A 25,622-nucleotide genomic window follows, 5' to 3' on the forward strand; every position below is an offset into this window, starting at 1 on the left:
CATGCGGGGCTTTCTGCGCCGCGGCGCCGTTCTTGCCCGGGAAAGGGTCCGGGCTGCGACAATCTGACTTACCGCCCCCGCGCTAAGCGCTAACAAGGCGGCCATTCACGTCTCGTTGATGGTTGCTAGACCGGGAATGCTCTGCTACATCCGCACCGAATTTGAGGTGCCGCGCACTATCTTCGAGCACCCAGACCACGCCCCGGCCTAGCGCGAGGCCAAAGGGCGTACAAACTCGAAAGGGTGGACGTGTCCGAACCTGCTTCGATTTCCACCGGCATCGCTGTGCGCTATGCCACCGCCGTCTTCGAACTGGCGAAAGAGAACTCGGCACTTGCCGGGCTCGAAACCGATCTCGACACGCTCGAAGCCGCTCTGAATGACAGTGCCGACCTGCGCGCGGCCCTGTCGTCGCCGGTCTACAGCCGTGACGATCTGCGCAGCGCGATCACCGCGCTGGCGTCCAAGATGAACCTGTCGCAGATCATGGCAGGGACGCTGGGCATGATGGCCCAGAACCGCCGCCTGTTCGCGCTGCCGGCCCTGATTGCCGAGCTGCGCCGCATGGTCGCCGAGGAAAAAGGCGAAGTGACCGCCGATGTGACCTCGGCCAGCGTGCTGACCAAGGCGCAGGCGGATCAGCTGGCCGAGACGCTCAAAGCGCGCGTCGGCAAGAATGTGAAACTGAATGTCGCCGTCGATGAAAGCCTTATCGGTGGTCTGATTGTCAAAGTGGGCTCGAAGATGATCGACACGTCGATCAAGTCAAAGCTCGCGGCCCTCCAGAACAGCATGAAAGAGGTCGGATAATGGGTATCCAAGCAGCTGAGATCTCTGCGATCCTCAAGGAGCAGATCAAGAACTTCGGCCAGGAAGTCGAAGTGGCCGAAGTCGGCCGCGTTCTCTCGGTCGGCGACGGTATCGCCCGTGTCCATGGTCTGGACAACGTCCAGGCTGGTGAGATGGTGGAATTCCCCGGTGGGATCCGCGGCATGGCGCTGAACCTCGAAAGCGACAACGTCGGCGTCGTTATCTTCGGTTCGGACCGCGACATCAAAGAAGGCGACACCGTCAAGCGCACGCAGTCCATCGTGGACGTGCCCGCCGGTGAAGCCCTGCTCGGCCGCGTCGTCGACGCTCTGGGCAACCCGATCGACGGCAAAGGCCCGATCGACGCCTCCGAGCGCCGCATCGCCGACGTCAAGGCGCCGGGCATCATCCCCCGGAAATCGGTGCACGAGCCGATGGCCACCGGCCTGAAATCGGTCGACGCCATGATCCCGGTCGGCCGTGGCCAGCGCGAGCTGATCATTGGCGACCGTCAGACCGGCAAGACCGCGATCGCGCTCGACTCGATCCTGAACCAGAAGACCTATAACGATGCCGCCGGCGACGACGAGAGCAAGAAGCTCTACTGCGTCTATGTCGCTGTAGGTCAGAAGCGTTCGACCGTTGCCCAGCTGGTCAAGAAGCTGGAAGAAAACGGCGCGCTGGAATACTCGATCATCGTCGCCGCGACCGCTTCGGATCCCGCGCCGATGCAGTACCTCGCGCCCTATACCGCGACCGCGATGGCGGAATTCTTCCGCGACAACGGCCGCCACGCGCTGATCATCTACGATGACCTTTCCAAGCAGGCCGTGGCTTATCGCCAGATGTCGCTGCTGCTGCGCCGTCCGCCGGGGCGTGAAGCCTATCCGGGCGACGTGTTCTATCTGCACTCGCGCCTGCTGGAGCGTTCGGCGAAGCTGAACGAAGACAACGGCTCGGGCTCGCTGACGGCGCTGCCGATCATCGAAACGCAGGGTGGCGACGTGTCGGCCTTTATTCCGACCAACGTGATCTCGATCACCGACGGCCAGATCTTCCTGGAAACCGACCTGTTCTACCAAGGTGTCCGCCCGGCCGTGAACACCGGTCTGTCGGTGTCGCGTGTGGGCTCGTCGGCTCAGACCAACGCGATGAAATCGGTCGCCGGTCCGGTCAAGCTCGAGCTTGCCCAGTACCGCGAAATGGCCGCCTTCGCGCAGTTCGGTTCGGACCTCGACGCCGCGACGCAAAAGCTGCTGAACCGGGGTGCCCGTCTGACCGAGCTGATGAAGCAGCCGCAATACTCGCCGCTGACCAACGCCGAGATCGTCTGCGTCATCTATGCCGGCACCAACGGCTATCTCGATCCGATCAAGGTGTCGGATGTGAGCCGTTTCGAGAAGGGTCTGCTGGCCCATCTGCGCGGTAACCATGCCGATCTTCTGGCCGATATCACCAACAACGACCGTAAGGTGAAGGGCGAGCTGGAAGACAAGATCAAGGCTGCGCTGGACGAATACGCGAAAGACTTCGCCTGAGGGCGGGGGAGAGGACAAGGTAGATGCCAAGCCTCAAGGACCTGAAAAACCGGATCACGAGTGTCAAGAACACTCGGAAGATCACGAAGGCGATGCAGATGGTCGCGGCGGCTAAACTCCGCCGCGCCCAGGAAGCCGTGGAAGCCGCGCGTCCTTATGCCGAGCGCATGGATGCGGTGGTGAGCGGGCTTGCAAGCTCGGTCGCCGGGTCGGACAGCGCGCCGCGCTTGCTGGCCGGCACGGGTGACGACAAGGTTCAGCTTCTGGTCGTGATGACCGGCGAGCGCGGCCTTGCCGGCGGGTTCAACTCGTCGATCGTCAAGCTCGCGCGCAACAAGATCATGGAGCTGCGGGCTCAGGGCAAGACCGTCAAGATCCTGACGGTCGGCAAGAAGGGCCGCGAACAGCTTCGCCGCGATTACGCCGACCTGCTGATCGGCCATGTCGATCTCAGCGAAGTGCGCCGGATCGGCTATGACAATGCGCGTTCGATCGCTCAGGAATTGCTGAGCCGCTTCGATGCGGGCGAGTTCGACGTCGCGACGATCTTCTTCAACCGCTTCCAGTCGGTGATCAGCCAGATCCCGACGGCGCAGCAGATCATCCCGACGATGGTTGAAAGCGCGGACGAGGATGCGGACAGCACGATCTATGATTACGAACCGTCGGAAGAGGCGATCCTCGCCGATCTTCTGCCGCGTTCGGTCGCCACGCAGATCTTTGCCGCGCTGCTCGAGAACAACGCTTCGTTCAACGGCGCGCAGATGTCCGCGATGGACAACGCAACGCGGAACGCGGGTGACATGATCGACAAGCTGACCATCGAATTCAACCGTTCGCGTCAGGCCGTCATCACCAACGAACTGATCGAGATCATTTCGGGCGCCGAGGCGCTCTGAGGAACCGGAGAAACACACAATGGCCAATGAAAAAGCCACCGGCAAGGTCACCCAGGTGATCGGCGCCGTCGTCGACGTGCAGTTCGACGGGACCCTGCCCGCGATTCTGAACGCCCTGACGACCACCAACGACAACAAGACGCTGGTTCTGGAAGTCGCCCAGCACCTCGGCGAGAACACTGTTCGCGCCATCGCCATGGACGCGACCGAAGGTCTCGTGCGCGGTCAGGCCGTGACCGATACCGGCGCGCCGATCCAGGTGCCCGTGGGCACCGCCACGCTGGGCCGCATCCTGAACGTCGTGGGCGAGCCCGTCGACGAAAAGGGCCCGGTCGAAGCCGACGAGTACCGCCCGATCCACGCCGTGGCGCCCAGCATGGCCGACCAGGCGACCGAGGCCGAGATCCTCGTCACCGGCATCAAGGTCATCGACCTGCTGGCGCCCTATTCGAAGGGCGGCAAGATCGGCCTGTTCGGCGGCGCCGGTGTGGGCAAGACGGTTCTCATTCAGGAACTGATCAACAACATCGCCAAGGTGCACTCGGGCCTCTCCGTGTTCGCCGGTGTGGGCGAGCGGACCCGTGAAGGGAACGACCTCTACCACGAGATGATCGAATCGGGCGTTCTGACGCCGGACAACCTGACGGATTCGAAAATCGCTCTGGTCTTCGGCCAGATGAACGAGCCGCCGGGGGCCCGTGCCCGCGTTGCGCTGACCGGCCTGACGCTGGCCGAGCAGTTCCGCGATGCCACCGGTACCGACGTTCTGTTCTTCGTCGACAACATCTTCCGCTTCACGCAGGCGGGTTCGGAAATGTCGGCGCTTCTGGGTCGTATCCCCTCGGCCGTGGGCTACCAGCCGACGCTGGCCACCGACATGGGCGCGATGCAGGAACGCATCACCTCGACGAAAAACGGCTCGATCACCTCGATCCAGGCCGTCTACGTTCCGGCCGATGACCTTACCGACCCGGCGCCTGCCACGACCTTCGCCCACCTCGACGCGACGACCGTGCTTAACCGCGCGATCTCGGAACTCGGCATCTACCCCGCCGTGGACCCGCTCGACTCGACCTCGCGTCTCATGGACCCGCAGATCATCGGCGAAGAGCATTATCAGGTTGCCCGCGACGTGCAGGGGATCCTGCAGCGCTACAAGTCGCTTCAGGACATCATCGCCATTCTCGGGATGGACGAACTGTCGGAAGAGGACAAGCTGACCGTGGCCCGCGCCCGGAAGATCCAGCGCTTCCTGTCGCAGCCCTTCGACGTGGCGAAAGTGTTCACCGGCTCGGACGGTGTGCAGGTCCCGCTCGAGAAAACCATCGCGTCCTTCAAGGCCGTTGTCGCGGGTGAATACGACCACCTGCCGGAAGCCGCCTTCTACATGGTCGGCGATATCGACGACGTGGTCGCGAAGGCGCAGCGCCTGGCCGCCGCGGCCTGATCCGACCATAGGAGGGCCTCATGGCCGATACGATGCAGTTCGACCTCGTCTCGCCTGAGCGGAAGCTGATGTCCGCCCAGGCCTCCGAGGTCCGGATCCCCGGCGCGGACGGGGACATGACGGCGATGCCGGGGCATTCGGCGACGATCACGACGCTGCGTCCCGGTGTGCTGGCGGTAACGGCGGACGGTCAGACGACCGAATTCGCCGTGACCGGCGGCTTCGCCGAGATCACGCCCGAGGGCATCTCGGTGCTTGCCGAGCGTTCGCTGCCCAAGGGCGAAGTCACCCAGTCCGTCATGGACGAATGGGTCGCCGAAGCGCACAAGGCGCATCAGGAAGCCCATCACACGGTGGTCGACGATGCGGCAAAGCTGCTGTCGGACATGGTGGCGATGGGGTCGCATATCGGGCTCGACCCGAACATGCCGAGCCTCTGATCGCCGATCCGGAGAAATCGCAAGGGCCCCGCCGATAAAGCGGGGCCCTTTGCTTTGGCCCGACCGACTGTTCACGGCGAGCCGGGCAGGGGCGCGTTGCCCCCCTCGGCGCTTGCGCGCCTCACCCCCCAGGATATTTGGAGAACAAAGATGGGCAAATTTGAATAAAATTGTCCGCGCTTCCCGGGGGGAAGGAGGCTGCTGTTTCACTTTGCCAGAAATACTCACGCATCGCTTGCCACGCCGCGCAGGTAGCCGGGGGCAGAGCTGCGCAAAACAAAAGGCGCCCGAAACGGGGCGCCTTTCGATCTTGCCTTGCAGGACCGGGGCTCAGCGCGAATAGAGCCCTTCGTAGATCGGCGTCAGCGTTTCCATGTCGAAGAGCGACGAGACCGACGTGCCGTTCCAGGTATTCAGGATCGCCTGAGCGAACATCGGCGCCGTGGGGACGATGCGGATATTCGGCGTGGCCTTGACCGCGTCGGTGGCCTCGATCGAATCCGTGATCACCAGCGATTTCATCACCGAGGTCTTGATCCGCTCGACCGCCGGGCCCGACAGGACGCCGTGGGTAATGTAGCTGTGCACTTCGGTGGCGCCGGCATCCATCAGTACTTCGGCCGCCTTGCACAGCGTGCCCGCGGTGTCGCAGATGTCGTCGACGATGATGCAGCTCTTGCCGGTCACGTCACCGATCACGGTCATCTCGGCGATCTCGCCCGGTTTCTCGCGGCGCTTGTCGACGATCGACAGCGGCGCGTTGATGCGTTTGGCGAGTTCGCGGGCGCGGGCCACGCCGCCGACATCGGGCGAGACCACCATCACGTCCGACAGCCGCTCGCGGAAGGTGTGGAGCACGTCGAGTGCGAAGACCGGTGCGGCGTATAGGTTGTCGACGGGGATATCGAAAAAGCCCTGGATCTGGGTCGCGTGCAGATCCAGCGTCAGGACGCGGTCGATACCCGCTTCGGAAATCAGGTTCGAGACCAGCTTGGCCGAAATGGGCGTGCGCGCCTTGGTGCGGCGATCCTGCCGTGCATAACCGAAATAGGGGATGACGGCGGTGATGCGGGCGGCTGACGAGCGTTTGAGCGCGTCGGCGATGATCAGCAGCTCCATCAGGTTGTCATTGGCCGGGTTCGAGGTCGGCTGGATGATGAACATATCCTCGCCGCGCACATTCTCGTAAACCTCGACGAAGATCTCCTGATCGTTGAAGCGCTCGACGCGGGCTTCGACCAGATTAACGCTCATGCCGCGGTGCAGAGACATGCGCCTTGCGATGGCCTTGGCCAGCGGCTGGTTCGCATTGCCGGCAATCAGTTTCGGTTCGGTCATGGCGGGCATCGGGACCTCGGTTGGGCGGGGAATCGCGCGGTTGACACCGCTTAGCACCCCGCTAGGGTCTTGCAAAGTCGCAGGCCCGGGGGATGTGCTCATATGCAACAGATTGATTACTACCTGACAATCATCTCTCCCTGGACCTATCTGGCGGGCACCCGGCCTGCCGAGATCGCCCGCAAACACGGGGCGAAACTGCGCTACAAGCCGGTGGATCCGGGCGCACTGTTCCAGAGGACAGGCGGCCAGCCGTTGCCTGAGCGGCATGAAAGCCGCCGTGCGTATCGCCTGCAGGAGCTCCGCCGCCAGTCGAAGAAAGCGGGCGTGCCGCTGACCTTGCAGCCGGCCTTCGCGCCGACCAATCCCGCACCCGCCGCCTATGCGATCATTGCCGCGCAGGAGGCCTGCGACAAAGGCGCGGAGGGCGATCTGGACGGGCTGGTTCAGGCGCTGCTGAAGGCCTGCTGGGTCGAGGATCGCAACGTCGCCGAGGACGAGGTGATCACCGGCGCGCTGAAGGCTGCGGGCTTCGATCCGATGCTGTCGATGAGCGGGATGCTGATCGGTGCCGAGCTGTATGGCCGGTATCTGGAAGAGGCGGTCGCGGCAGGCGTGTTCGGCTTCCCGTTCTTCGTTGTCGACGGCAGCGAGCATTTCTGGGGACAGGACCGGCTGGACGATCTGGATCTGTATCTGTCGGGCGCGCTATAATGAAGATGACGGACAGGCGGCTGGGGTCCGGTGACGGTTTGCCCGCGCTTTTCGCGCATTGCTTCTTGGGCCATGGCGGAAGCTGGAAGGCACTGGTCGAGGCGTTGCCGGTGCCGCTGGACGTGATGGCGCCCGATCTGCCGGGCCATGGGCGCAGCCCGATGCCAGCCGATCCCGGCGATTTTCATGCCGGTGTTGCACGGGCGCTGGGGGCCGTTATCCGCCGCCCGTCGCTGCTGGTCGGGCATTCCTTTGGCGCGGCCTCGCTTTTGCGCCATGCGTTGCACCACAAACAGGATGTGGCCGGTCTGGTTCTGATCGAGCCGGTCTTCTTTGCCGCCGCTGCCGGGTCCGACGCCTTTGCCCAATATCGGCGCGAGACCGAAGAGATGGAGGCCGCCCTGCAGCGGGGCCGCCCGGACCAGGCCGCACGGCTGTTTCTGGCGGGCAATCCCGGCTCGCCCGATTTCGACGCGCTGCCCGCCCCGGCGCAGTCGGTCATGGCCGCGCAGATGCAGCTGGTCAAAGCCACGGATGCGGGGCTGTTCGAGGATAGTGGCAACCTGCTGGCGCCGGGGCTCATGGAGAGCTTCGACAGGCCCGTGCTGATCATCGTGGGCAGCGAGACCGCGCCGATCTTCCCGGCCATCCAGCGCGGGCTCATGGCGCGTCTGGCGCAGGCCGAGACGGCCGAGATCGCCGGGGCGGGCCATATGGCGCCGCTGTCCCATCCGGGCGCGGTGGCGGCGGCCATCCATGACTGGATGCAGCGTCACGGGCTGGCCCGCCCGGCACAGAAGGCTCTGGCACAGAAAGCCGGGGCCGGACTGCAGGACTTTGCCTGAAACGACCCTGAAATGACTGAAAGCCCCTCGTACCATGGGGTACGAGGGGCTTTCAGGCTGGCCCGGCTGAAGCGCCGGACGGGCAGGGGATCAGGCCGCTTCGGCGTCCTGAAGCGCGGCCATGCGGCGCTCGCTTTCCTCGCGCGACAGCGCGACCGAGGTGCGCACACCGGCGGCGACGAATTGCATCAGACCCGAAACGACACGTTCGTTGGGGTCGATACCTGCACAGCTCAGAACTTCGCGACCATCACGCGAACGCGCCCAGCGGGCGATCTGTTCGGGACCGTTGCCGTATTTCTTGTCGTCGGCGATCGCATCGTCCAGCGCGGCCAGCACCACGGCCGCGAACAGCTTGCGCGCGCGCTGGCCCTGCTCGTGGTTGTAAGCCGTGCCATCCACGGAGTCGAACATGTTACCGTCCTTATTCTTGGTCTTGCATTTTCTGGCGTCCGCCTCTTTACCGATAACGGCGTGCGATTCGCTACCGATCTTTTGCATGACCGTCATGCAAATTTTGCATAACGGACTTATCATTGTGCCTTTGTTTGGTTTGCTTGCACGGCCGGACCCTGCAAGATATAGGCAGGCACAAGACGATCTCAACGCTTTCTGAAGAGTTTTCTCCATGCCCAAGATCAACGGCAACGAAATCAAGCCCGGCAACGTGCTGGAACACGACAACGGCCTGTGGGTTGCCGTGAAGGTCGGCCATGTGAAGCCCGGCAAGGGCGGCGCCTTTGCTCAGGTCGAGATGAAGAACCTGCGCGACGGTCGCAAGCTGAACGAGCGTTTCCGGTCGGAAGACAAGGTCGAGCGCGTGCGTCTGGAGCAGAAGGACCAGCAATTCCTGTTCGAAGCCGACGACATGCTGACCTTCATGGACAACGAGACCTTCGAGCAGATCGAACTGCCCGCGGACCTTCTGGGCGACCGCCGTCCGTTCTTGCAAGATGGCATGACCGTCACCATCGAATATTACGGCGACGAGGCGCTCAACGTGTCGCTGCCGCAGAAAGTCACCTGCAAGGTCGTCGAGACCGAGCCAGTGGTGAAGGGCCAGACCGCCGCCAACAGCTACAAGCCCGCCGTTCTGGATAACGGCGTGCGCATCATGGTGCCGCCGTTCATCGCGCAGGACGAGGATATCATCGTCCACACCGAGTCCTTCGAATATTCCGAGCGCGCCTGAACCATGCGTCGCACAGCCCGAGCCTTCGCCGTCGCGACGGGCTTTGGCCTGACCACGCTTTGTCACGCTGCCTTTTTGGGGGCCGTCCTTTCGGGGGCGGCCTTTGCACAACAGGGGGATGCCATGACGCCGCCACCCCGGCCTGACGGGCAGTGGAGCGTGCGGCTGCTCGACGGTATCGCGGTCAGCGCCGACGACGACGTGACGCTTACCTTCGAAGAGGGGCGGGTCAGTGGCTCGACCGGGTGCAACCGCGTCTTCGGCGGCTACAGCCTGATGCCGGGCTTCGCCTTCGAGGGGCTGGGCATGACGCGGCGGGGATGCTTCGGGCGCATGGCCGAGCTTGAGAGCGCTTTCAACCGCGCGGTCGAGAGTGTCAACGACTGGCGTATCGATGCCGAGGGGCGGCTTGAGCTTCTCAACGGCGAGCAGCCGCTTTTGCGCGCCGTGCGGCTGCCCTGACATGGCCCGCCGTCGGGATGCTTGACCGTTACCTGCGCCCGCTGATCGACCCGCCGCTCAACCGGGCGGGACGCGGCCTTGCGCGGATGGGCGTTCGCGCGAACACGGTCACCGCTCTTGGTCTCGTGCTGGGGCTGGGGGCCGCCGGGGCTTTGGCGCTGGGGGCCTATGGCTGGGCGCTGGCGCTGATCCTTGCCTCGCGGCTGGCGGACGGGCTGGACGGCGCCGTCGCGCGCGCGGGCTCGATCAGCGATATCGGCGGCTATCTGGATATCGTGGCCGATTTCGTCTTCTACGCGGCGATCCCGCTGGCCTTCGTCTGGGCCGACCCGGCGGGCAATGGCTGGGCCGGAGCGGCGCTGCTGGCGGCTTTCTATGTCAACGGCGCGTCGTTTCTGGGTTACGCAATCCTTGCCGCCAAGCACCGGCTCGAGACCGAGGCGCGCGGACGCAAGTCGTGGTATCACGCGGGCGGGCTTCTGGAAGGCAGCGAGACCATCGCCTTCTTCGTGGCCTTCTGCCTGTGGCCCGGTGCCTTTCCTGCGCTGGCGCTGGTTTTCGCGGGGCTCTGCGTGCTGACGGCGGTAATCCGGGTGGCGATGGCGGCGGATCAGTTCCGCAAGGACTGAGCGCTCAGCGGTCCGATTGCTGTAGTAACGGCCGCACGATGCCAAGCGTCCAGATCAGCGCGTAGGTGGCAAGCGCCGGGATCGCCACGCCGGTCGCGGTCAGAAGCCAGACATTGTCGATCCCGATAGAGAGCATGGTCAGGATGACGATGTAATGCAGGAAATAGACGAACATCGAAATCATGCCCAGCGGCGCGCGCGGCGCGGGCAGGGGGGTGCGCATCATCGCCAGCAGCAGCGTGGCGCAGAAGGCAACGGCAAGGGGTGGCAATTCGGGTGGCGCGGCGGGGCTGAGTCCCGCGTAGTGCAGCGAGAACGCCGCTTCGATCAGCCGCAGCACGGCCAGCCCGGCAAGGATAAGCCAGAGCACCCGGGCGCGCGGTAGCCAGTCGAGCCCCTTCTGGCGGATCAGTCCCGCCAGCAGGTAGCCCATGGCGACGAACGGATATTCGACGAAGGCGCCGTTGCGATAGCTGTTCAGCGGCATGTCGATGCTGGTATAGAAATCCACCGACTGGATTGCGCTCCCGGTAAGCAGAAGCACCACGGCGGACCCGGCCAGCCAGTATTGCGCCACTCTCTCGGACGAGGCGAGCCGCAGGACGGCCATGACCATCGCCACGGCGACGACAAGGGCCGCCATGTACCAAAGGTGAAGCGGCCCGAAGATCAGCTGATAGATCAGGTCGCGCATCGACATGTGGCTGTCGTCCAGCCAGATCGGCAGGTAGACGAGACACCAGAACAGATAGGCGCAGCCCAGCACGGTCAGCCAGCGCGCGGTGCGGCCCTTGCGGTGGGTCGCGTGCAGCAGGAAGCCCGAGATCATCGCGAAGACCGGCACGGCATTGCGCACCAGCCCCTGACCGAACAGGTAGGTGGGCACGTGGAAATGGCCGCTCAACAGGACCGCATGCGCCCAGACCACGCAGCTCGCGATCAGGAATTTCAGATAATCTATCGAGTGTATCCGTGTCATACGCCCGATTCTTGCGGCGAATTCGGGCGGAAATATGCTCGGGGCGCGGAAATTGCCGCGCGAAATCGGACGAAATACCCAGCATTCTGGCGTTTTCGTGGGCGCCTGCTTCGGCCTGCCGAGCACAGGCGGCGGGGCTCAGCTGGCGGGGCACAGGCGGCGGGGCCGTTTAGCGGCCCCGCCCTGTCGCGATCAGGCTTCGCCCCAGATCGCCTCGGCGGTTTGCACCACCAGTTCCAGCTTGCGGCGCTGGTCGTCCTCGGTCAAGTCGTTGCCTTCCTCGGTCGAGGCAAAGCCGCATTGCGGTGCGATGCCCAGCTGGTCCATGTCGACGAATTTCGACGCCGCGTCGAACTGGCGCTTCAGATCGTCGATGCTTTCCAGCTGCGGGGTCTTGGTGGTGATGAAGCCGGGCAGCACCCGCTTCTTGCCCTTGGGCAGCAGGCCCAGAGGTTCCAGCCCCCCGGCGCGATCGGTGTCGTATTCCATGAAATACACATCGACGCTGGTCTGGTTGAAGATCGCGTCCGCCGCCGCGTCGTACCCGCCCGTCGCCACGAAGGTCGAGCGGAAATTGCCCCGGCACATATGCATCCCGATCAGCATATCGGCCGGACGGTCCTTGATCGCCTCTTCCAGCATCCACGCGTATTTCTTGATCAGGCGGTCGGGGTCCTGACCCATCTGGCGGCGGATCTCGCGCTGGTTTTCGTCCCCGAGATAGGCAAAGAAGATATCGTCCAGCTGCAGGTAACGGCAGCCCGCATCATAGAAGGCCTGAACGGCTTTCTTGTAGGTCTTGGCGATGTCGGCCATGAACAGGTCCTGGTCGGCATAGGGCGCGTGCTTGTTGGTCGCGGGCGTCACGCGGAAATGCACCGCCGAAGGCCCGGGGATCGAGATCTTCGGGCAGACCTTCGTGTTCTTCGCGACGAAGCGGAAATGCTCGAGCATCGGGTGATCGGCGGGGAAGTCGAGCGGGCCGTTCACTTCGGCGATCTGCTTGATCGTCGCGCCCTTGAAGCCCAGCGTGTCCTCGGCCAGTTCGACGATGTCGAGCCCGTCAAGCATCCCCATGAAGTCGAAATGCCAGAAGGCGCGGCGCGCCTCGCCATCGGTGACGACCTTGAGACCAACCTCTTCCTGCATCCGGATCAGGGCGGGGATTTCCTGATCCTCGATCTCGCGCAGCGCGTCGCCGGTCAGCCCGGCCTTGCGGGCCTCGGCGATCTTGCGGGGGCGCAGAAGGCTGCCGACATGATCGGCGCGGAACGGGGGGGTAAGGTTCGTCATGGTTTGTCCTGCAGGGTCATGCGGCGCGGCGGCCGCGAATAAAGGGAGAGGTCCGCAACCGCGCCTGTCCGGCGCCATGCCCGGGGACCGTACGGGCCGGTCGGCAACGCGGCAGGGCGGGTGCCGCGCGGGCGGACCGGCTGTTGGGGCACACGGTTGGTCATGCGCATGGACTTACCCCATGGGCAGGGCACATGGAAGGCACCGCCGGGGAGGGCGCGCGCCGTGGTCCCGGCAATCCTGTGGTTCAATTCGTCGCGAAAGATGGGCTATCACCGGGCGACAACGAAAAAACGAGGATGCGGATGAGCGGGCAGGACAACAGAACAGCGACGGAATGCCAGTGGGAGGTGGACGGGCTGCGTCTGACCGGGCTGGCCTGGGGCCCCGAAGACGGGCTGCCGGTGCTGGCGCTGCATGGCTGGATGGATCACGCCGCCAGCTTTCAGGAACTGGCCCCGCGACTGACCGGCTGCCGGGTGGTGGCGCTGGATCTCAGCGGGCAGGGGCTGAGCGCGCATCGGGCGGCCCATGCGACCTATAACATCTGGGACGACCTGCCGCAGATTGCCGGTCTGCTGGACCTGCTGGGCTGGCGCGATTGCGTGCTGATGGGCCATTCGCGCGGGGCCAATATCGCTGCGCTTTTCACAGCCGCCCAGCCCGAGCGGGTGCGCGCGCTGATCGCGCTCGATTCGCTGGTGCCGGTCCCGTCGGACGCCGGCATCGTCGCGACGCTGAGCGCTTTCGTGAACGATACCCGCGCGCAGCAGAAGCGCCCGCCAAGGACCTTTGCCACCCGCGCCGACTATATCGAGCGCCGCCGCGCACAGGGCAACGCCCCGCAGGTCTCCGAGGCCTTGGCCGACCGCGCGCTCGAACCGGGGCCCGATGGCTACCGGATGCGCGGCGACCGGCGTCTGTTCGCCAGCTCGGCGGTCAAGCTATCGCGCGCGGATGTCGAGGCGGTCCTGCGCGCGATCCGCTGCCCGGTGCTGAACATCTGGGCCGAGACCGGCATCGCCGCCACCCGTCGCGAAACGGCTGTCCTGCCGGAACTGGGCCCGCTGATCGCGGATTACGAAAGCCTTGAGCTGCCGGGCGATCACCATTTCCATCTCGACCCCGCCGTTGCCGCGCAGATGGCCGGTGTGATCGGGGACTTCCTGTCGCGGCGTCTCGCGCAATAGGTTCCGGGTCTTCCGACTGGCATCCCCGCGATCGGTTCTGATCGAACCGATCGCGCAGGGCTCCACGCTGTCGCAAAGGTCGAATAATCAGAACTTATAAGACCAATACTATTCATTCATTTGACATATAATGCACCGCGCCCCTACGGTCCGCCCGTCTGGGAGGCACGAGATGTTGGAAACCACCGGTATCGACGCAACGGAAAACGCGGCTGAAGACGTCCTGCACGTCGATGCCGCCTCGGTCCGTTATGGCGCGACGACGATCCTCGATCAGGTCGATCTGACCTTGGAAAAGGGTGAATTCGTCTGCGTGATCGGCCCCTCGGGCAGTGGCAAGACAACCTTCCTGCGCCTTCTCGCGGGGCTGGTCGCGCCGGTGCAGGGCCGCGTTCTGTTCCGCGGCACCGAGCACCGCGCGCCGTCGCGCGAAATCGCCATCGTGTTTCAGGATTACGCCAACGCGCTGCTGCCGTGGCGCGATGCCGAGGGCAACGTGTCGCTGGCGCTGGAAGCCGCGGGCGTCCCCCGGTCCGAACGCAGCGACCGCATTCACACTCTGCTGCGCACCGTCGGGCTGGCCGGCAGCGAGAAGAAATTCCCCTCGGAAATGTCGGGCGGGATGCAGCAGCGCCTGCAGATCGCGCGCTGCCTTGCGCAAGACCCCGATGTGCTTTTGATGGACGAACCTTTCGGCGCGCTGGACGCGATGACGCGCCAGAAGCTGCAGGACGAGTTGCTGGGCATCGTGCGCGAAAGCAATGTCACCGCGTTCTTCGTCACCCACGATCTGGAAGAGGCGATCTACCTGTCCGACCGCATCATCGCGCTCGAACCCAATCCGGGTCGGGTGAGCCAGATCTTCGACGTCGATCTGCCCAAGCCGCGCAACCAGCTGACCACGCGCGAGATGCCGGAATTTCTGCGTCTGCGCCGTGAGCTTTTCGACTTCATCGAGCGTTTCGAGCAATGACAGCGCTCAAGGGTCTGGCCCTTCCCGCAGCCTTGCTGTTGGCGTGGCAACTGGCGGTCATGCTGACCGGGCTGCAAAGCGACACCATCGCCGCGCCGGACGCGATTTTCGCGGCCCTCGGGCGCGGACTGACCGAGCCCGCCTTCTGGGCCGATACCGGCGATACGCTGGCGGCAGGCGGCATGGGGCTGGCGCTGGGTTTCGTGCTGGGGACGATGTCGGGCGTTCTGTTCGGGCTGATCCCGCCGGTTGGCCGCGTGATGCGTGTGACGGTGGAATTGCTGCGCCCGCTGCCCGCCATCGCCATCCTGCCCATCGCGCTGCTGATCTTCGGCTTCGGCTATCGGCTCGAGGTCGCCATCGTGGCCTTCGGCACCTGTTTCCCCGTCCTCGTGCTGACCGAAGCGGCGGTGCGCCAGATCGAGCCCCGGCTGTCCGAGGTCGCGCGGGCGCTGGCGCTGAGCCCCGGAGCGCGGGTGCGCAAGATCGTCCTGCCCGCCGTGCTGCCGCGCCTTTTCGTGGCGCTGCGGCTGGCTGCCGGGATCGGGCTGATCATCGCCATCACCGTCGAGATTGCCGCCAACCCGATCGGGCTGGGCGCGCGGCTGATGCAGGCGTCGAACTCGCTGCGGCCCGCCGATATGTACGCGACGTTGTTCTGGATCGGCGCCATCGGCTGGGCGCTGAACTGGGGGATGCTGCGGCTGCAGCTCTGGCTGTTCCCGGCCACGAAAGGAGCCGCGCAATGAGATATCTGCATCGCGGTCTGTGGTTTCTGGCCTCGCTGGCGCTGCTGGTCGGGCTGATCTGGGTCTGGCAGCTTCTGGCCGATGCGCGCATCCTGCCGCGCGCCTTCTTTCCCGGCCCCGACCGGACGTGGCGCGCGCTGAGCCGTGGCTTTGCCTCGGGCACGCTGGTGGCCGATACGCTGACCACCCTGCGCCGTCTCGCACTGGGCTGGGCGCTGGCCTCGCTGCTGGGGGTGGGGCTGGGCGCGCTGGTGGGCACGTCGAAATGGGCGCAGGCCTGGATCGCGCCGATCTTCGAGGTGCTGCGCCCGCTGCCTGCCTCGGCCATCGCGCCGGTTCTGCTGCTGTTTCTGGGCCTGACCGACAGCATGATCCTGACGCTGATCGCCTTCGGCGCGCTCTGGCCGATGCTGCTGACCACGGTGCACGGCTTTTCCAACATCCATCCGCGCCGCAAAGAGGTCGCGCGTTCGCTGGGCATGGGGCGCGGCGCTTTCATCGCCAAGATCGCCCTGCCGGGCGCGCTGCCCGACATCATGGGCGGTCTGCGGCTGGGCCTGACGGTGGCGCTGATCCTTGTCGTGGTGGGCGAGATGATCACCGTGCAGGGCGGGCTCGGGGCCCGGATCCTGCTGGCTGCGCGGGCCTTCAATGCCGCCGAGATCTTTGCCGGGGTCGCCCTTCTGGGCGTCATCGGTCTGGTGACCAATGCCCTGCTGGGGCTGGTCGAAACACGGGCATTGCGCTGGCAGCGACGCTGAGCGCGCTGCCCGCAGAAATGCTAACCATGTCGGGAGGACCTGGAATGAACCGCAGAACCTTGATGATGGGCACCGCTGCCCTGATGATGACCGCCCTGCCGCTGCAGGCGCAAGAGCGCACCCAGGTGACGCTGCTTTACACCGCGACCACCGGTTTCATGACCGCCTGGGTCGCGGCGGATCAGGGCTTCTTTGCTGATCACGGCGTCGATGTCGAACTGCAACTGGCGCAGAACGGCTCGATCATCGTCGCGGGCGTGGTCTCGGGCTCGGCGCAGGTCGGGCTGCCCACGCCGACGGTCGCGCTGCAGGCCATCGAGAACGGTCTGGACCTGCGCACCTTCGCATCGACCAACATCTTCCCCGAGACGTCGAATGCCGGCGTCGTGGTCGGGGCCGAGAGCGGGATCGAGGGCGCGGCGGATCTGGTCGGCAAGACCGTTGGCGTGCCGGGAATCGGCGGGCTTCTGGACGTGACCATGCGTCAGTGGCTGATCTCGCAGGGCGTTGATGTGGGCGATGTGAACATCGTCGAAATCGCGCTGCCGCAAACGGGCGACGCGATCCGTGCCGGGCAGGTCGATGCCGTGGCCAGCGTCGATCCGTTTTCGAGCCGCGCGGTCGATATGGGCGTGGGGCGCCTGATCGGCAACTATCTTGACGTCATCCCCGATGGCTCGGCTGCCGGGATCTTCGTCACCACCGCCGACTGGGCCGAAGAACATCCCGAGGCGATCACCGGCATGCAGCTTGCGCTGGACGAGGCCGCCGATTTCATCCGCGAGCACGACGCCGAAGCGCGCGAGAGCATCACGCGCTACACGACGCTTCCCGCGCCGGTCGTGGCGCATGTGCCCTTCCCGAATCTGGGCGGTGCGCTTGAGCCGGAAACGAGCCTCGGCTTCTGGAACGAACTGGCGGTCGAACAGGGTCTGATCTACGAACCGGTTGACCTCGAGACGTTCGTGATCCCCTTCCCGACCGAATAACCGGACGGGGCACGCGATATCCGGCGGCGGGGCCCGGTCCCGCCGCTTTCTTTGACGGGAGACCAAGCATGAAACTCGCAACCCTCGACAACGCGACGCCGGACGGGCGCCTGCATGTCGTCAGCCGCGACCTGTCGCGCTCTGCCCCGGCTCAGGCCGTGACGACGATGCAGGCCCTGATCGAAAGCTGGGACACCTACGCCCCGGCGCTTCAGGCCGAGTATGAGGCGCTCGACGCGGTGGGCGGCCAGCCCTTCAACCCCGCCAAGGCTCTCGCGCCGCTGCCGCGCGCGTGGCAATGGCTGGACGGGTCGGCCTATGAAAGCCACGGTACCCTGATGGCCAAGGTGTTTGGCATCGACAACCACGCCGACAAGGAACGGCCGCTGATGTATCAGGGCCTGTCGGATCATTTCCTTGCCCCGAGCGCCGATGTCCCGCTGCCGACCGAGGATGACGGCATCGATTTCGAGGGCGAGTTCGGCGTGATCTGCGACGCGGTGCCGATGGGCACCGATGCGGCCACTGCGCGCGGGCATATCCGGCTGCTGGTACAGATCAACGACTGGTCGCTGCGCGCGGTCGCCCCCATCGAGATGCGCACGGGCTTCGGCTGGGTGCAGGCGAAACCGGCCTGCTCGATGGCCCCCGTGGCTGTCACGCCCGACGAACTGGGCGATGCATGGCGCGACGCGCGCATCGACCTGCCGCTGGTGGTCGACTGGAACGACGAGCGTTTCGGCGCGGCGGGCGGCTATGACATGGGCTTCGGATTCGATCAGCTTGTCGCCCACGCCGCGCGCACCCGCAAGCTGGTGGCGGGGACGGTGATCGGCTCGGGCACCGTGTCGAATGAGAATTACCGCGAGATCGGCTCGTCTTGCATCGCCGAGCGGCGCGGTATCGAGATGCTGGACGAAGGGGCCGCGCGCACCGGGTTCATGCGTTTCGGCGACCGCGTGCGGATGGAATGCCGCATGGCCGATGGCACGCCCCTGTTCGGTGCCATCGACCAGCAGGTCGTCAAAGGCTGAACAGCGCCTCGGCATTGCCCCCCATGATCGCCGCGCGGTCATGGGCGGGCAGGGCCTCGGCCAGCGTGTCGGGGCGGCAATCCGCCATGTCGAACGGGTAATCCGTGCCGAACAGGATCCGTCCCGCCCCCATCCGCGCCACAAGGCTACGCAACTGCTCGGGGTCGAAAACGACGGTATCGACCCAGATCCGCGACAGGTAATCGGACGGCCGCTCACGGCACTGACGCGCCTCGGGCCGCACGCGCCATGTGTGATCGAGCCGCCCGATATAAGCCGGCAGATACCCGCCCCCATGCGCGCCGATCAGCTTCAGGCCGGGGAAGCGATCCAGTACGCCCGAGATGATCAGCGAAGACAGCGCGATGGTGGTTTCCAGCGGCTGACCGATCGTGTTTGACAGATAGAACGACGACAGCCGCGACCCTAGCGAGGTGCCGAGCGGATGGATGAAGACCGGCAATCCGGTTTCTTCGGCCGCGTGCCAGACCGGATCGAAATCCGGGTCCGACAATTCCCGCGCGCCGACCGAGGCCGAGATCTCGATGCCCTTGAGCCCCGTCGCCCTGGCCTGCCGGATCTGATCGGCGGCCAGGTCGGGATGCTGCATCGCCACCATGCCCATCCCCGCCAGTCGCTCGGGCGCCCGCGCGACCAGCGCGGCAACGGCGGCGTTGGTGGCGGCGACCAGATCATTGGCCAGCGCGGGATCGGCCCAATAGGCGTAGAGATGCGGCGAGGGCGAGACGACCTGCAGGTCGATGCCCATCAGGTCCAGATCGGCCAGCCGCTTGTCCAGTGACGCCATCCGCGCCCCGGCGGCAGGCAGCATCACCGCGCGGTTATGCGCCATCGAGGCGGCGCCGGTGCCCGCCGCCTGCGCCTGAAACTCGGCCAGCCGTTCGGGGCGTCCGTCGAGCAGGGCCTCGGCATCGGGGGCGCCGCAATGGCCGTGCATGTCGATCACGCGCGGAACCGCGACGCGGGGCAGGGCGGTGTCGGGCAGCGGGTTGAGCGCGCTCATTCGTCGAAGATCGCGACGGCGCGCACCCAGCCGGCCGAGCCTTTCTCGACCTTCACTGGAAAGGCGCAGACGGTGTAGCCCGTGGCCGGCAGCGTTTCGAGATTGGACAGTTTTTCCATGTGGCAATAGGCGGCTTCGGCCCCGGCCTTGTGGCCTTCCCAGGCGAGCGCCTTGTTGCCGGTCTCGGCGATCTGGCGCTTTTGATGGACCAGCGGGGTGTCCCAGCTCCAGGCGTCGGTGCCGCAGACCCGCATCCCGCGTTCGGTCATCCACAAGGTCGCCTCGCGTCCGATGCCGCAGCCCTTGGACAGGTAATCGTCATGGCCATAGCGCAACCCGGCCGAGGTATTTACCAGCACGATATCGCCCGGTTGCAGGTCGTGGCCGATGCGTTTGAACTCGGCCTCGATTTCGGCGGCGGTGACCACATGGCCATCGGGCAGGGCGCGGAAATCCAGCTTCACGCCCGGCCCCATGCACCAGTCCAGCGGCACCTCGTCGATGGTGATCGCTCGCTCGCCGTTATTCATCGTCGGGTGGTAATGCCACGGCGCGTCCAGATGCGTGCCGACATGCGTGGTGACTTCCAGCTCTTCCGAGGCCGGGCCCGCGCCGCCCAGCATTTCCGACGGCTCAATACCCAGCATCGCCGCGAAATCCGTCGCCCCGTGCGCGTGATCGAGATAACGGATCTTCGGGACCAGAGGCGGCGGGTCCGACTTGATGCCCGCCTTCAGCGTTACAGACAGATCGACAATACGACGCGGCATGCTCATTCCCCCCGGCATCATTCTTTGCGGGGACCGTATTTTTCGGCTAGGCATATGTCTAATGAATACAGTCAATGACTTTCATAAGGCAGGTGCATAGTGCGTCTGAACCGTCTCGACATGAACCTGATCATCGCGCTTGAGGCGATCTTGCGGCTGCGCTCGGTCACGGCGGCTGCGGGTGAGCTGAACCTGACCCAGCCCGCCGTCAGTCAGGCGCTGCGCCGCCTGCGCGAGCATTTCGACGACCCCATCGTCAGCCTTGCCGGGCGGCGGATGCGCCCGACCGAGTTCGGCGAGCAATTGTTCGTCGCGGCCACGCAGCTTCTGAACGAGACACGCCATTTCTCGCAGATGCGCCCCGGCTTCGATCCGGCCTCGACCGAGCGGAAGTTCTCGATCATCGCGTCGGATTTCGTTCTGAAGGTGCTCTTTGCGCCGCTTCTGCCGGTGCTGGCGCGCGAAGCGCCGGGCGTGACCCTGCAGATGGTGCCTATCGACGCGCCCTCGGACGCACGGTTCCAGCGTGGCGAGGTGGATTTCGCGGTGATCCCGGATCGCTTTCTGTATGACGGCCATCCCCACAGGTTGCTCTTCACCGACGATTTTGTCTGCGTCCTGAGCGAGGACCATCCCGACATCGCCGACAGCATGAGCGCCGAGACCTATCTGTCGCTGCGCCATGTCATCACCGAGTTCGGCGGCACGTGGCGCGGCAGCCATTTCGAGCAATGGGCGCTCGATACCGCGATCGAGCTGAACGTCGCCTGCAGCGTGCCCAGCTTCGCGATGCTGGCCGATTGTCTGGTCGGCACGCCCTATGTGGCCACCATGCATCGCAGCCTGTGGAACAGCCTGCCGCCGGGAACGGGGTTGCGCGCGGTGCCGCATCCTTTGCCGGTCCCGCGGATTTCCGAGAACCTGCAATGGCACGAGATCCGGGAATTCGACAGCTCGGTCCGCTGGTTTCGCGACCTCGTGATCCGCGTCGCGCGCGAGCAGTTTCCGGATACCGAAGCAGAGCCGGTCAGTGGGCCCTAGTTCGCGGCGCCCGCGATCTGCCCCGAGGCAAAGGCCAGAAGCGCTGCCGATGACCGCGCCGTGCGCTGCGCCTCGACGCGCGAGATCTGCGCGTCATAGAGCATCCGCAAAGCGGTATCGACCTCACCCACCGTGGCCAGCCCCCGTTCGGACATCGAACGCGCCGCGTCATAGGTCGTCTGCGCGGTCGACACCATCTCGCCCGCTGCGGCATTGGCGGCGAGCGAGGCGCGCAACGCCTCGTAGGCGGCGATAATCTCGCCTTCGGCCATGGCGCGCAGGTTCTCGGCCTCGGCCAGCGCGGCTTCGTGTCCCGCCTGCGCCTCGGCCAGTTGCAATTGCCGGGCATTGCCGTCCCAGATCGGGATCGAGACACCCAGATACAGGCCCGCGACCTGTTGCGACCGGTCGTAGCTGATGCCGCCCGCGCCGGTATCCAGCGCGCCCGACAACATCCGCCGTCCCAGCGTTGCCGAGGCGACGATGCGGGGCCGGAACGAAGCCTCGACCGCGTGCACATTCGCCTCGCTCGCGCGGGCACGGGCGAAGGCGGCCTGCAGATCGGGGCGGCGTTGCAGCGCGTCATTGAGGAACGCATCGACCGCCTGAGGCGGACGTGACGGCAGGCGCAGGGTGCTGGACAGATCCACGCGGATCGGCTGACGCGGCGACAGACCGCACAACGTGGCCAGCCGGACCGAGGCGGCGCTGGTTTCCGACCGTGCCCGCGTCAGGTCGAACCGCGCCTGCGCCAGCACCTGCTCGGCCTGCGCCAGTTCGGTCACGGTGGCCAGCTGCTGGCCGCGCCGGGCGCGGGCCATCGAGGCGATCTCGTCAGCGGCGGCAAGGCGGCGGCGCTGGATATCCTCGCGCTGGATGGCGGCCTGAAGGTCGTAGAACGCCTGCGTCACATCGTGGATCAGCGTCTGATGCGCGCCGATGAAATTGACGTTGCTGGCGAAAGACAACTCTTGCGCGCCCTCTCTGAGCGCCGAGCGCCGCCCGAAATCGAAAAGCAGCCATTGCACCGACAGGACCGCCGCATCGACCCCGGTGCCCGCCCGCACATCGCCGCCGGGCAGCACGCCCAGCGGGTCAGAGACCGGCGCGCTGTCCGAGGTATGGCGGCCCGCGAGGATCTCGGCGCTTAGCCGGGGCAGATAGGCCGCCTCCACCATTCCCACCGCCAGCGCCGCCTGCCGCGCGCGCAGCCACGCGGCGCGGGTGACGGGGTTGTTGGTCTGCGCGATGTCGATCAGCGTCGTCAGGTCATAGCGTTGTCCGGGCACCGGCGCGCGGCTGGCGGTGCCGCCGGGCACGCGGGCATCGGCGGCCAGCGTGAAGCCATTCATCCCCGCCATCGGCGCCGACGGATCGGCAGGCGCCAGCGCGGCGCTGTCGAGATTGGCGCAGGCAGCAAGCAGAACGAGCAGGGGAAGGGCGTTAGGCCGGGGCATGGCGGCTCCGATGCAGGAAGTCGTGATAGCGGGTTTCCGCAAGGGCGATGTCGGCCGAAAGATCGGCCTCGCGTTCGTACCGGGCCATGTCGGCCAGACGCCGGGCGCGGGCAAGGGGCGCGCGCAGCCGGGCCATTGCGCGACCGCTGTCGGGGGGCGGGGCTGTGGACAGAGCGGTATCCATCTCGGCAATGGCGTCGCGCGCGTCGTCGCGGGCCGATTCCGGCCACAGCGCTGCGAACACGGCCCAGATCACCGCGCTGCCGAACAGGATGCCGATGATCCGGCTGGTCGCCGCCGAGATCCCCGAGGGCGGGCCGAAGCCGGACAGTACCACAAGGAAGTAACACAGCGCCAGTTGCCAGCCCGCATAGGCGATCCGCTCGCTGCCCAGCCCGATCCATGCGGCGATGAACGTAGGGGGCGCGAGCAGCAAGAGCAACCCGCCGATGTCATCCGCGCGCGGCATCAGCCAGAGCATAACCGCCATGCCGATCGCGGCCCCGATCAGCGCGCCGGTAAAGCGCAGGACGATGCGGTGATGCGTCTCGCCCCGTGTCCCCAGCGCGACGTAGAAGCAGGTGATCATCGCCGTGTGGATCTGGAACAGGCCGAAAGCGGTGTAGAATCCATAGGTGATCATCACCGCCGCCAGAACCTTGAGCGCGAACCTTACCGGGCGCGGATCGCTGAAGGCGCCGGGCAGCAGAAAGGGCTCGCGCTCGGGCGGTGGGGCGGCGCGGGTCGGGGCGGGGATCAGGCGGGCCTCGGCCAGCGCCAGCCGGTGATAGGCATCGTCCGCGCGCCGCAGAAGGCGGGCGGCCTCTTCGCCCCGCGCCTCGCCCAGCATCCGGGCGAATTTGCGGTATTCGTCGAGCGGATGCAGTCCTTCGTCCAGCAGCGCCTTCGCTTCTTCGCCATGCGGGTCCAGCAGCGCGTGATTGAGGGCCGCGATATGCTCTTCGGCGCGGGCGAGGGGGCGCGGCCCGGCCAGCGCCGACCAGAACGCCATCAGGCCCAGCGGCAGGACCAGCACCACCCAGATCCATTCGAAGGCGCGGTTGATGAGTTCGGGTTCGGGGATCACATCGACCAGCGTCAGCATGAAAGCGAAGACGAAACCCGCTGTGCCCGCCAGCGGCCCCAGCTTGGACGCCTGCGACAGGAACATGCCGACAAAGGTAAATCCCCCCAGAGCGGCAAGGCGCAGCATCGGGTCTTCCAGCACGCCGCGCAGCAACAGCACCCCCAGCCCCACCGCCAGCGAGGCCGCCGCGATCAGCTTGATCGCGGTGAAGATCGTGTCGCCCGCATTGTCGCGAAACGCAAAGAAGATCAGGTAGCACGACAGCGCCGCCTCGGGCACTCGCAGGGCCATGGCCAGCGTCGTGGTGACCAGAACAAGCCCGGTGATGGTGAGCGCGTCGCGCATACGCCCCGGTTGCGGGGCCAGCTCGGCCAGCAGAGAGGGCGCGGCGAGCGGGGTCATGGATGCCCGGCACTCTCGGTCTCAGGGCCAAGGATGCGCACCGAGGCCGACGCGCCCAGCCGCAACAGCCCTGCCGGCGCGTCGTCTAGCTCGATTTCCACCGGGAAGCGCCGCGCGGCGCGCACCCAATCGAGCTTGTTGGCGACCAGCGGCAGGCCCAGAAGCTCGGCCTCGTCACTCGCGCGAACCCCCCAGCCGATGCCGGTCACATGCCCCTCAAGCGGTTGGTCGGGCGCGGCCAGCAGGAAGACGCGGACGCGGTCGCCCTCGGCGATCCGGCGCAGTTCGGTTTCGCGAAAAAGCGCGCTCACCCGCCATGCGCTGTCGTCGATCAGCGAAAAAAGCGGCGCGGCAGTGACGACGAATTCACCCTCGGTCAGTGTCAGCCCGGCGATATAGCCCGCGCGGGGCGCGAAGACTTCGGTGTTGCGGCGGTTGCGCTCGGCCAGCGCGACGGCGGCGCGGGCGCTGTCGACCTGCGCGCGGCGGGTATCGAGCGTGCCGACAAAGGCGTCGGTGCCGCTGGCATGGCTTTGCGCCTGTTCCAGCGTGACCTCGGCGTCGCGTACGGCGGTGCGGGCGCTGTCGACTTCCTGCGCGGTGACATAGCCCTGTTCCAGCAAGGGTTCGAGCCGCTCCAGCGTCTGCCGGGCCAGCGCCAGATTGGCCTCGGCCCGGTCGATCTGGCCCGAGGCGACATCGGCATTCGAGCGTTCGAGCGCGCGGTTGCCTTCACCCTGACGCAGTTCCGATTCGGCCGAGGCCAGCGCCGCCTGCGCTTGTGCGAGGGCGAGGTCATAGGCTTCGGGGTCGATGCGGAACAGAAGATCGCCCGCTTCGACATGCTGGTTGTTCTCGATTGCGACCTCGATCACCAGTCCCGGCACGATGGCCGAGATCTCGACCACGGGCGCGTCGATCGTCGCGGCATCGGTCGTCGGGTGGCTGTCGGATTGCGACCACGCCCAGCCGGCCAGAGCGATGGCGGCAAGCGCCAATACGGCCACGACGATCCGCAAGATTGCGCGCGTGTTCATTGGTAGCCCCCGATCCACAGCACATAAAGCCCGACACCGGCAAGCACGGCGACCGAGAGGTGAAACACCGCCGGCGCGGGCAGATGCCGCGCAAGGCCGGTGACGATCAGCACTTCGCGCAGGATCAGGGCCAGAACAAGCCCCGCCAGAGCGGCGAACAGCCAGACCGGGAAGGACGAGCCATAGATGACGATGACCGGGGATCTCGGGGTCATGGGGCCTCGGGGGAATGGCGGGCACCGGGCCCGTGATGGGGCGATTTTCGGCGCATCGCCGCGCGGCTGCAAGGCATTACGTTCCGGCAGGGGAATGCACGACGCGGCGTAGCGCGGGGGCAACGGGACCGGGGCCGGGCGCAGTTGCGGGACTTGCGTCATGGGGCGGGATAAGCGCGCCTGCATCGCTTTCGTCAATGCATGGAATTTAAACTATCAATTAGACTGATGACATGTCGCCCCTTAGCGTGGCTCCGCGCGCAGGGGCCGTCAGGGCGGTCCCGGTTCAGCGTGCGCGGGGGAGGGA

At 65.9% G+C, this 25,622-nt stretch carries 27 protein-coding genes; 17 read left to right on the forward strand and 10 right to left on the reverse strand.

Annotation, left to right across the window (positions count from 1 at the left end; all coding sequences use genetic code 11):
* The first annotated feature begins 249 nt into the window (after positions 1-249).
* Genes JI664_RS10550 through JI664_RS10570 form a run of 5 tightly spaced genes read left to right on the forward strand, consistent with a single transcriptional unit; the run spans position 250 to position 5,134 of the window.
* Positions 250-810: a F0F1 ATP synthase subunit delta gene (locus tag JI664_RS10550; RefSeq protein ID WP_207013717.1), complete on the forward strand. Its 561-nt coding sequence runs from the start codon at positions 250-252 to the stop codon at positions 808-810.
* Entirely contained in the window at positions 810-2,348 is a 1,539-nt protein-coding gene (atpA, locus tag JI664_RS10555; RefSeq protein WP_207013718.1) for a F0F1 ATP synthase subunit alpha, read from the forward strand. Before JI664_RS10550 ends, atpA begins: the two co-directional genes overlap by 1 nt.
* Positions 2,349-2,371: 23 nt before the next feature.
* Positions 2,372-3,247, forward strand: coding sequence for a F0F1 ATP synthase subunit gamma (locus tag JI664_RS10560; protein WP_207013719.1), 876 nt, complete (start codon positions 2,372-2,374; stop codon positions 3,245-3,247).
* Between the two features lie 19 nt (positions 3,248-3,266).
* Positions 3,267-4,694: a F0F1 ATP synthase subunit beta gene (atpD, locus tag JI664_RS10565; protein WP_207013720.1), complete on the forward strand. Its 1,428-nt coding sequence runs from the start codon at positions 3,267-3,269 to the stop codon at positions 4,692-4,694.
* Between the two features lie 20 nt (positions 4,695-4,714).
* A complete protein-coding gene (locus JI664_RS10570) occupies positions 4,715-5,134 on the forward strand; it encodes a F0F1 ATP synthase subunit epsilon (RefSeq protein ID WP_207013721.1) in 420 nt (139 codons plus the stop codon).
* A 330-nt stretch (positions 5,135-5,464) separates the two neighbouring features.
* Here the strand turns inward: JI664_RS10570 and JI664_RS10575 are convergent, their stop codons facing one another.
* Complete coding sequence (locus JI664_RS10575) at positions 5,465-6,481, reverse strand: ribose-phosphate pyrophosphokinase (RefSeq protein WP_207013722.1); 1,017 nt, start codon at positions 6,479-6,481, stop codon at positions 5,465-5,467.
* Positions 6,482-6,574: 93 nt separating this feature from the next.
* On the opposite strand from JI664_RS10575, the gene JI664_RS10580 reads away from it, so the two are divergent.
* A complete protein-coding gene (locus tag JI664_RS10580; RefSeq protein WP_207013723.1) occupies positions 6,575-7,186 on the forward strand; it encodes a 2-hydroxychromene-2-carboxylate isomerase in 612 nt (203 codons plus the stop codon).
* Positions 7,186-8,031: an alpha/beta fold hydrolase gene (locus JI664_RS10585; RefSeq protein ID WP_207013724.1), complete on the forward strand. Its 846-nt coding sequence runs from the start codon at positions 7,186-7,188 to the stop codon at positions 8,029-8,031. Before JI664_RS10580 ends, JI664_RS10585 begins: the two co-directional genes overlap by 1 nt.
* A 90-nt stretch (positions 8,032-8,121) precedes the next feature.
* Here the strand turns inward: JI664_RS10585 and JI664_RS10590 are convergent, their stop codons facing one another.
* Positions 8,122-8,445 (reverse strand): DUF6280 family protein, encoded by a 324-nt coding sequence (locus tag JI664_RS10590; RefSeq protein WP_109533416.1) that lies wholly within the window; start codon positions 8,443-8,445, stop codon positions 8,122-8,124.
* Positions 8,446-8,659: 214 nt separating this feature from the next.
* On the opposite strand from JI664_RS10590, the gene efp reads away from it, so the two are divergent.
* From efp to JI664_RS10605, 3 genes are all read left to right on the forward strand, one after another.
* On the forward strand, positions 8,660-9,223 hold the full coding sequence (efp, locus tag JI664_RS10595) for an elongation factor P (RefSeq protein ID WP_207013725.1): 564 nt from the start codon (positions 8,660-8,662) through the stop codon (positions 9,221-9,223).
* 123 nt (positions 9,224-9,346) lie between these two features.
* Positions 9,347-9,685 (forward strand): META domain-containing protein, encoded by a 339-nt coding sequence (locus JI664_RS10600; RefSeq protein WP_207013726.1) that lies wholly within the window; start codon positions 9,347-9,349, stop codon positions 9,683-9,685.
* Positions 9,686-9,702: 17 nt separating this feature from the next.
* Positions 9,703-10,314: a CDP-alcohol phosphatidyltransferase family protein gene (locus tag JI664_RS10605; RefSeq protein WP_207013727.1), complete on the forward strand. Its 612-nt coding sequence runs from the start codon at positions 9,703-9,705 to the stop codon at positions 10,312-10,314.
* Positions 10,315-10,318: 4 nt separating this feature from the next.
* Here the strand turns inward: JI664_RS10605 and JI664_RS10610 are convergent, their stop codons facing one another.
* A complete protein-coding gene (locus JI664_RS10610; RefSeq protein ID WP_207013728.1) occupies positions 10,319-11,293 on the reverse strand; it encodes an acyltransferase family protein in 975 nt (324 codons plus the stop codon).
* Between the two features lie 192 nt (positions 11,294-11,485).
* Positions 11,486-12,586 (reverse strand): 5-methyltetrahydropteroyltriglutamate--homocysteine S-methyltransferase, encoded by a 1,101-nt coding sequence (locus JI664_RS10615; protein WP_207013729.1) that lies wholly within the window; start codon positions 12,584-12,586, stop codon positions 11,486-11,488.
* 305 nt (positions 12,587-12,891) lie between these two features.
* Here JI664_RS10615 and JI664_RS10620 point away from each other — a divergent pair, with 305 nt between their 5' ends.
* The 6 genes from JI664_RS10620 to JI664_RS10645 all read left to right on the forward strand — a co-directional run bounded on the left by JI664_RS10620 (position 12,892) and on the right by JI664_RS10645 (position 18,282).
* The gene (locus JI664_RS10620) at positions 12,892-13,776 is read left to right on the forward strand and encodes an alpha/beta fold hydrolase (RefSeq protein WP_207013730.1); all 885 of its coding nucleotides are present in this window, start codon (positions 12,892-12,894) and stop codon (positions 13,774-13,776) included.
* Between the two features lie 172 nt (positions 13,777-13,948).
* Positions 13,949-14,749 carry an ABC transporter ATP-binding protein gene (locus JI664_RS10625; protein WP_207013731.1) on the forward strand — a complete coding sequence of 267 codons (801 nt, stop codon included), beginning with the start codon at positions 13,949-13,951 and terminating at the stop codon, positions 14,747-14,749.
* Positions 14,746-15,498, forward strand: a complete 753-nt coding sequence (locus JI664_RS10630) for an ABC transporter permease (RefSeq protein WP_207013732.1) — start codon at positions 14,746-14,748, stop codon at positions 15,496-15,498. The genes JI664_RS10625 and JI664_RS10630 overlap by 4 nt, the downstream gene beginning before the upstream one ends.
* On the forward strand, positions 15,495-16,259 hold the full coding sequence (locus JI664_RS10635) for an ABC transporter permease (protein ID WP_207013733.1): 765 nt from the start codon (positions 15,495-15,497) through the stop codon (positions 16,257-16,259). Before JI664_RS10630 ends, JI664_RS10635 begins: the two co-directional genes overlap by 4 nt.
* A gap of 44 nt (positions 16,260-16,303) precedes the next feature.
* On the forward strand, positions 16,304-17,248 hold the full coding sequence (locus JI664_RS10640; RefSeq protein WP_207013734.1) for an ABC transporter substrate-binding protein: 945 nt from the start codon (positions 16,304-16,306) through the stop codon (positions 17,246-17,248).
* 68 nt (positions 17,249-17,316) lie between these two features.
* Positions 17,317-18,282, forward strand: a complete 966-nt coding sequence (locus tag JI664_RS10645) for a fumarylacetoacetate hydrolase family protein (RefSeq protein ID WP_207013735.1) — start codon at positions 17,317-17,319, stop codon at positions 18,280-18,282.
* Here JI664_RS10645 and JI664_RS10650 read toward each other — a convergent pair.
* Together JI664_RS10650 and JI664_RS10655 are read right to left on the reverse strand one after the other, a co-directional pair.
* Positions 18,272-19,306, reverse strand: a complete 1,035-nt coding sequence (locus JI664_RS10650) for an amidohydrolase family protein (RefSeq protein WP_207013736.1) — start codon at positions 19,304-19,306, stop codon at positions 18,272-18,274. The two genes, JI664_RS10645 and JI664_RS10650, sit on opposite strands and share 11 nt — an antisense overlap.
* Positions 19,303-20,076 (reverse strand): cyclase family protein, encoded by a 774-nt coding sequence (locus JI664_RS10655; RefSeq protein WP_207013737.1) that lies wholly within the window; start codon positions 20,074-20,076, stop codon positions 19,303-19,305. The genes JI664_RS10650 and JI664_RS10655 overlap by 4 nt, the downstream gene beginning before the upstream one ends.
* A gap of 99 nt (positions 20,077-20,175) precedes the next feature.
* Here JI664_RS10655 and JI664_RS10660 point away from each other — a divergent pair, with 99 nt between their 5' ends.
* Complete coding sequence (locus JI664_RS10660) at positions 20,176-21,117, forward strand: LysR family transcriptional regulator (RefSeq protein WP_207013738.1); 942 nt, start codon at positions 20,176-20,178, stop codon at positions 21,115-21,117.
* On the opposite strand, the gene JI664_RS10665 is transcribed toward JI664_RS10660, so the two are convergent.
* The 4 genes from JI664_RS10665 to JI664_RS10680 are packed head-to-tail and all read right to left on the reverse strand — an operon-like array spanning position 21,114 to position 25,315.
* On the reverse strand, positions 21,114-22,574 hold the full coding sequence (locus JI664_RS10665) for a TolC family protein (RefSeq protein WP_207013739.1): 1,461 nt from the start codon (positions 22,572-22,574) through the stop codon (positions 21,114-21,116). The genes JI664_RS10660 and JI664_RS10665 overlap by 4 nt on opposite strands.
* Positions 22,561-24,063: an FUSC family protein gene (locus JI664_RS10670; RefSeq protein WP_207013740.1), complete on the reverse strand. Its 1,503-nt coding sequence runs from the start codon at positions 24,061-24,063 to the stop codon at positions 22,561-22,563. The genes JI664_RS10665 and JI664_RS10670 overlap by 14 nt, the downstream gene beginning before the upstream one ends.
* Positions 24,060-25,100, reverse strand: a complete 1,041-nt coding sequence (locus tag JI664_RS10675; protein ID WP_207013741.1) for an HlyD family efflux transporter periplasmic adaptor subunit — start codon at positions 25,098-25,100, stop codon at positions 24,060-24,062. Before JI664_RS10675 ends, JI664_RS10670 begins: the two co-directional genes overlap by 4 nt.
* Positions 25,097-25,315: a DUF1656 domain-containing protein gene (locus JI664_RS10680; RefSeq protein ID WP_207013742.1), complete on the reverse strand. Its 219-nt coding sequence runs from the start codon at positions 25,313-25,315 to the stop codon at positions 25,097-25,099. The genes JI664_RS10675 and JI664_RS10680 overlap by 4 nt, the downstream gene beginning before the upstream one ends.
* Positions 25,316-25,622 lie beyond the last annotated feature (307 nt).

Source organism: Rhodobacter sp. NTK016B (genome assembly GCF_017303295.1).
Classification (GTDB): Bacteria; Pseudomonadota; Alphaproteobacteria; order Rhodobacterales; family Rhodobacteraceae; genus Pararhodobacter.

What these genes read in the sequence shown, in the direction of transcription:
- JI664_RS10600 (WP_207013726.1), top strand. Translation starts at nt 9,347, where the DNA reads ATGACGCCGCCACCCCGGCCTGACGGGCAGTGGAGCGTGCGGCTGCTC.
- JI664_RS10635 (WP_207013733.1), top strand. Translation starts at nt 15,495, where the DNA reads ATGAGATATCTGCATCGCGGTCTGTGGTTTCTGGCCTCGCTGGCGCTG.
- JI664_RS10605 (WP_207013727.1), top strand. Translation starts at nt 9,703, where the DNA reads ATGCTTGACCGTTACCTGCGCCCGCTGATCGACCCGCCGCTCAACCGG.
- JI664_RS10590 (WP_109533416.1), bottom strand. Translation starts at nt 8,445, where the DNA reads ATGTTCGACTCCGTGGATGGCACGGCTTACAACCACGAGCAGGGCCAG.
- JI664_RS10675 (WP_207013741.1), bottom strand. Translation starts at nt 25,100, where the DNA reads ATGAACACGCGCGCAATCTTGCGGATCGTCGTGGCCGTATTGGCGCTT.
- JI664_RS10625 (WP_207013731.1), top strand. Translation starts at nt 13,949, where the DNA reads ATGTTGGAAACCACCGGTATCGACGCAACGGAAAACGCGGCTGAAGAC.
- JI664_RS10615 (WP_207013729.1), bottom strand. Translation starts at nt 12,586, where the DNA reads ATGACGAACCTTACCCCCCCGTTCCGCGCCGATCATGTCGGCAGCCTT.
- JI664_RS10650 (WP_207013736.1), bottom strand. Translation starts at nt 19,306, where the DNA reads ATGAGCGCGCTCAACCCGCTGCCCGACACCGCCCTGCCCCGCGTCGCG.
- JI664_RS10630 (WP_207013732.1), top strand. Translation starts at nt 14,746, where the DNA reads ATGACAGCGCTCAAGGGTCTGGCCCTTCCCGCAGCCTTGCTGTTGGCG.
- JI664_RS10640 (WP_207013734.1), top strand. Translation starts at nt 16,304, where the DNA reads ATGAACCGCAGAACCTTGATGATGGGCACCGCTGCCCTGATGATGACC.
- efp (WP_207013725.1), top strand. Translation starts at nt 8,660, where the DNA reads ATGCCCAAGATCAACGGCAACGAAATCAAGCCCGGCAACGTGCTGGAA.
- JI664_RS10665 (WP_207013739.1), bottom strand. Translation starts at nt 22,574, where the DNA reads ATGCCCCGGCCTAACGCCCTTCCCCTGCTCGTTCTGCTTGCTGCCTGC.
- JI664_RS10585 (WP_207013724.1), top strand. Translation starts at nt 7,186, where the DNA reads ATGAAGATGACGGACAGGCGGCTGGGGTCCGGTGACGGTTTGCCCGCG.
- JI664_RS10620 (WP_207013730.1), top strand. Translation starts at nt 12,892, where the DNA reads ATGAGCGGGCAGGACAACAGAACAGCGACGGAATGCCAGTGGGAGGTG.
- JI664_RS10570 (WP_207013721.1), top strand. Translation starts at nt 4,715, where the DNA reads ATGGCCGATACGATGCAGTTCGACCTCGTCTCGCCTGAGCGGAAGCTG.
- JI664_RS10670 (WP_207013740.1), bottom strand. Translation starts at nt 24,063, where the DNA reads ATGACCCCGCTCGCCGCGCCCTCTCTGCTGGCCGAGCTGGCCCCGCAA.
- JI664_RS10645 (WP_207013735.1), top strand. Translation starts at nt 17,317, where the DNA reads ATGAAACTCGCAACCCTCGACAACGCGACGCCGGACGGGCGCCTGCAT.
- atpD (WP_207013720.1), top strand. Translation starts at nt 3,267, where the DNA reads ATGGCCAATGAAAAAGCCACCGGCAAGGTCACCCAGGTGATCGGCGCC.
- JI664_RS10655 (WP_207013737.1), bottom strand. Translation starts at nt 20,076, where the DNA reads ATGCCGCGTCGTATTGTCGATCTGTCTGTAACGCTGAAGGCGGGCATC.
- JI664_RS10560 (WP_207013719.1), top strand. Translation starts at nt 2,372, where the DNA reads ATGCCAAGCCTCAAGGACCTGAAAAACCGGATCACGAGTGTCAAGAAC.
- JI664_RS10575 (WP_207013722.1), bottom strand. Translation starts at nt 6,481, where the DNA reads ATGCCCGCCATGACCGAACCGAAACTGATTGCCGGCAATGCGAACCAG.
- JI664_RS10610 (WP_207013728.1), bottom strand. Translation starts at nt 11,293, where the DNA reads ATGACACGGATACACTCGATAGATTATCTGAAATTCCTGATCGCGAGC.
- atpA (WP_207013718.1), top strand. Translation starts at nt 810, where the DNA reads ATGGGTATCCAAGCAGCTGAGATCTCTGCGATCCTCAAGGAGCAGATC.
- JI664_RS10680 (WP_207013742.1), bottom strand. Translation starts at nt 25,315, where the DNA reads ATGACCCCGAGATCCCCGGTCATCGTCATCTATGGCTCGTCCTTCCCG.
- JI664_RS10580 (WP_207013723.1), top strand. Translation starts at nt 6,575, where the DNA reads ATGCAACAGATTGATTACTACCTGACAATCATCTCTCCCTGGACCTAT.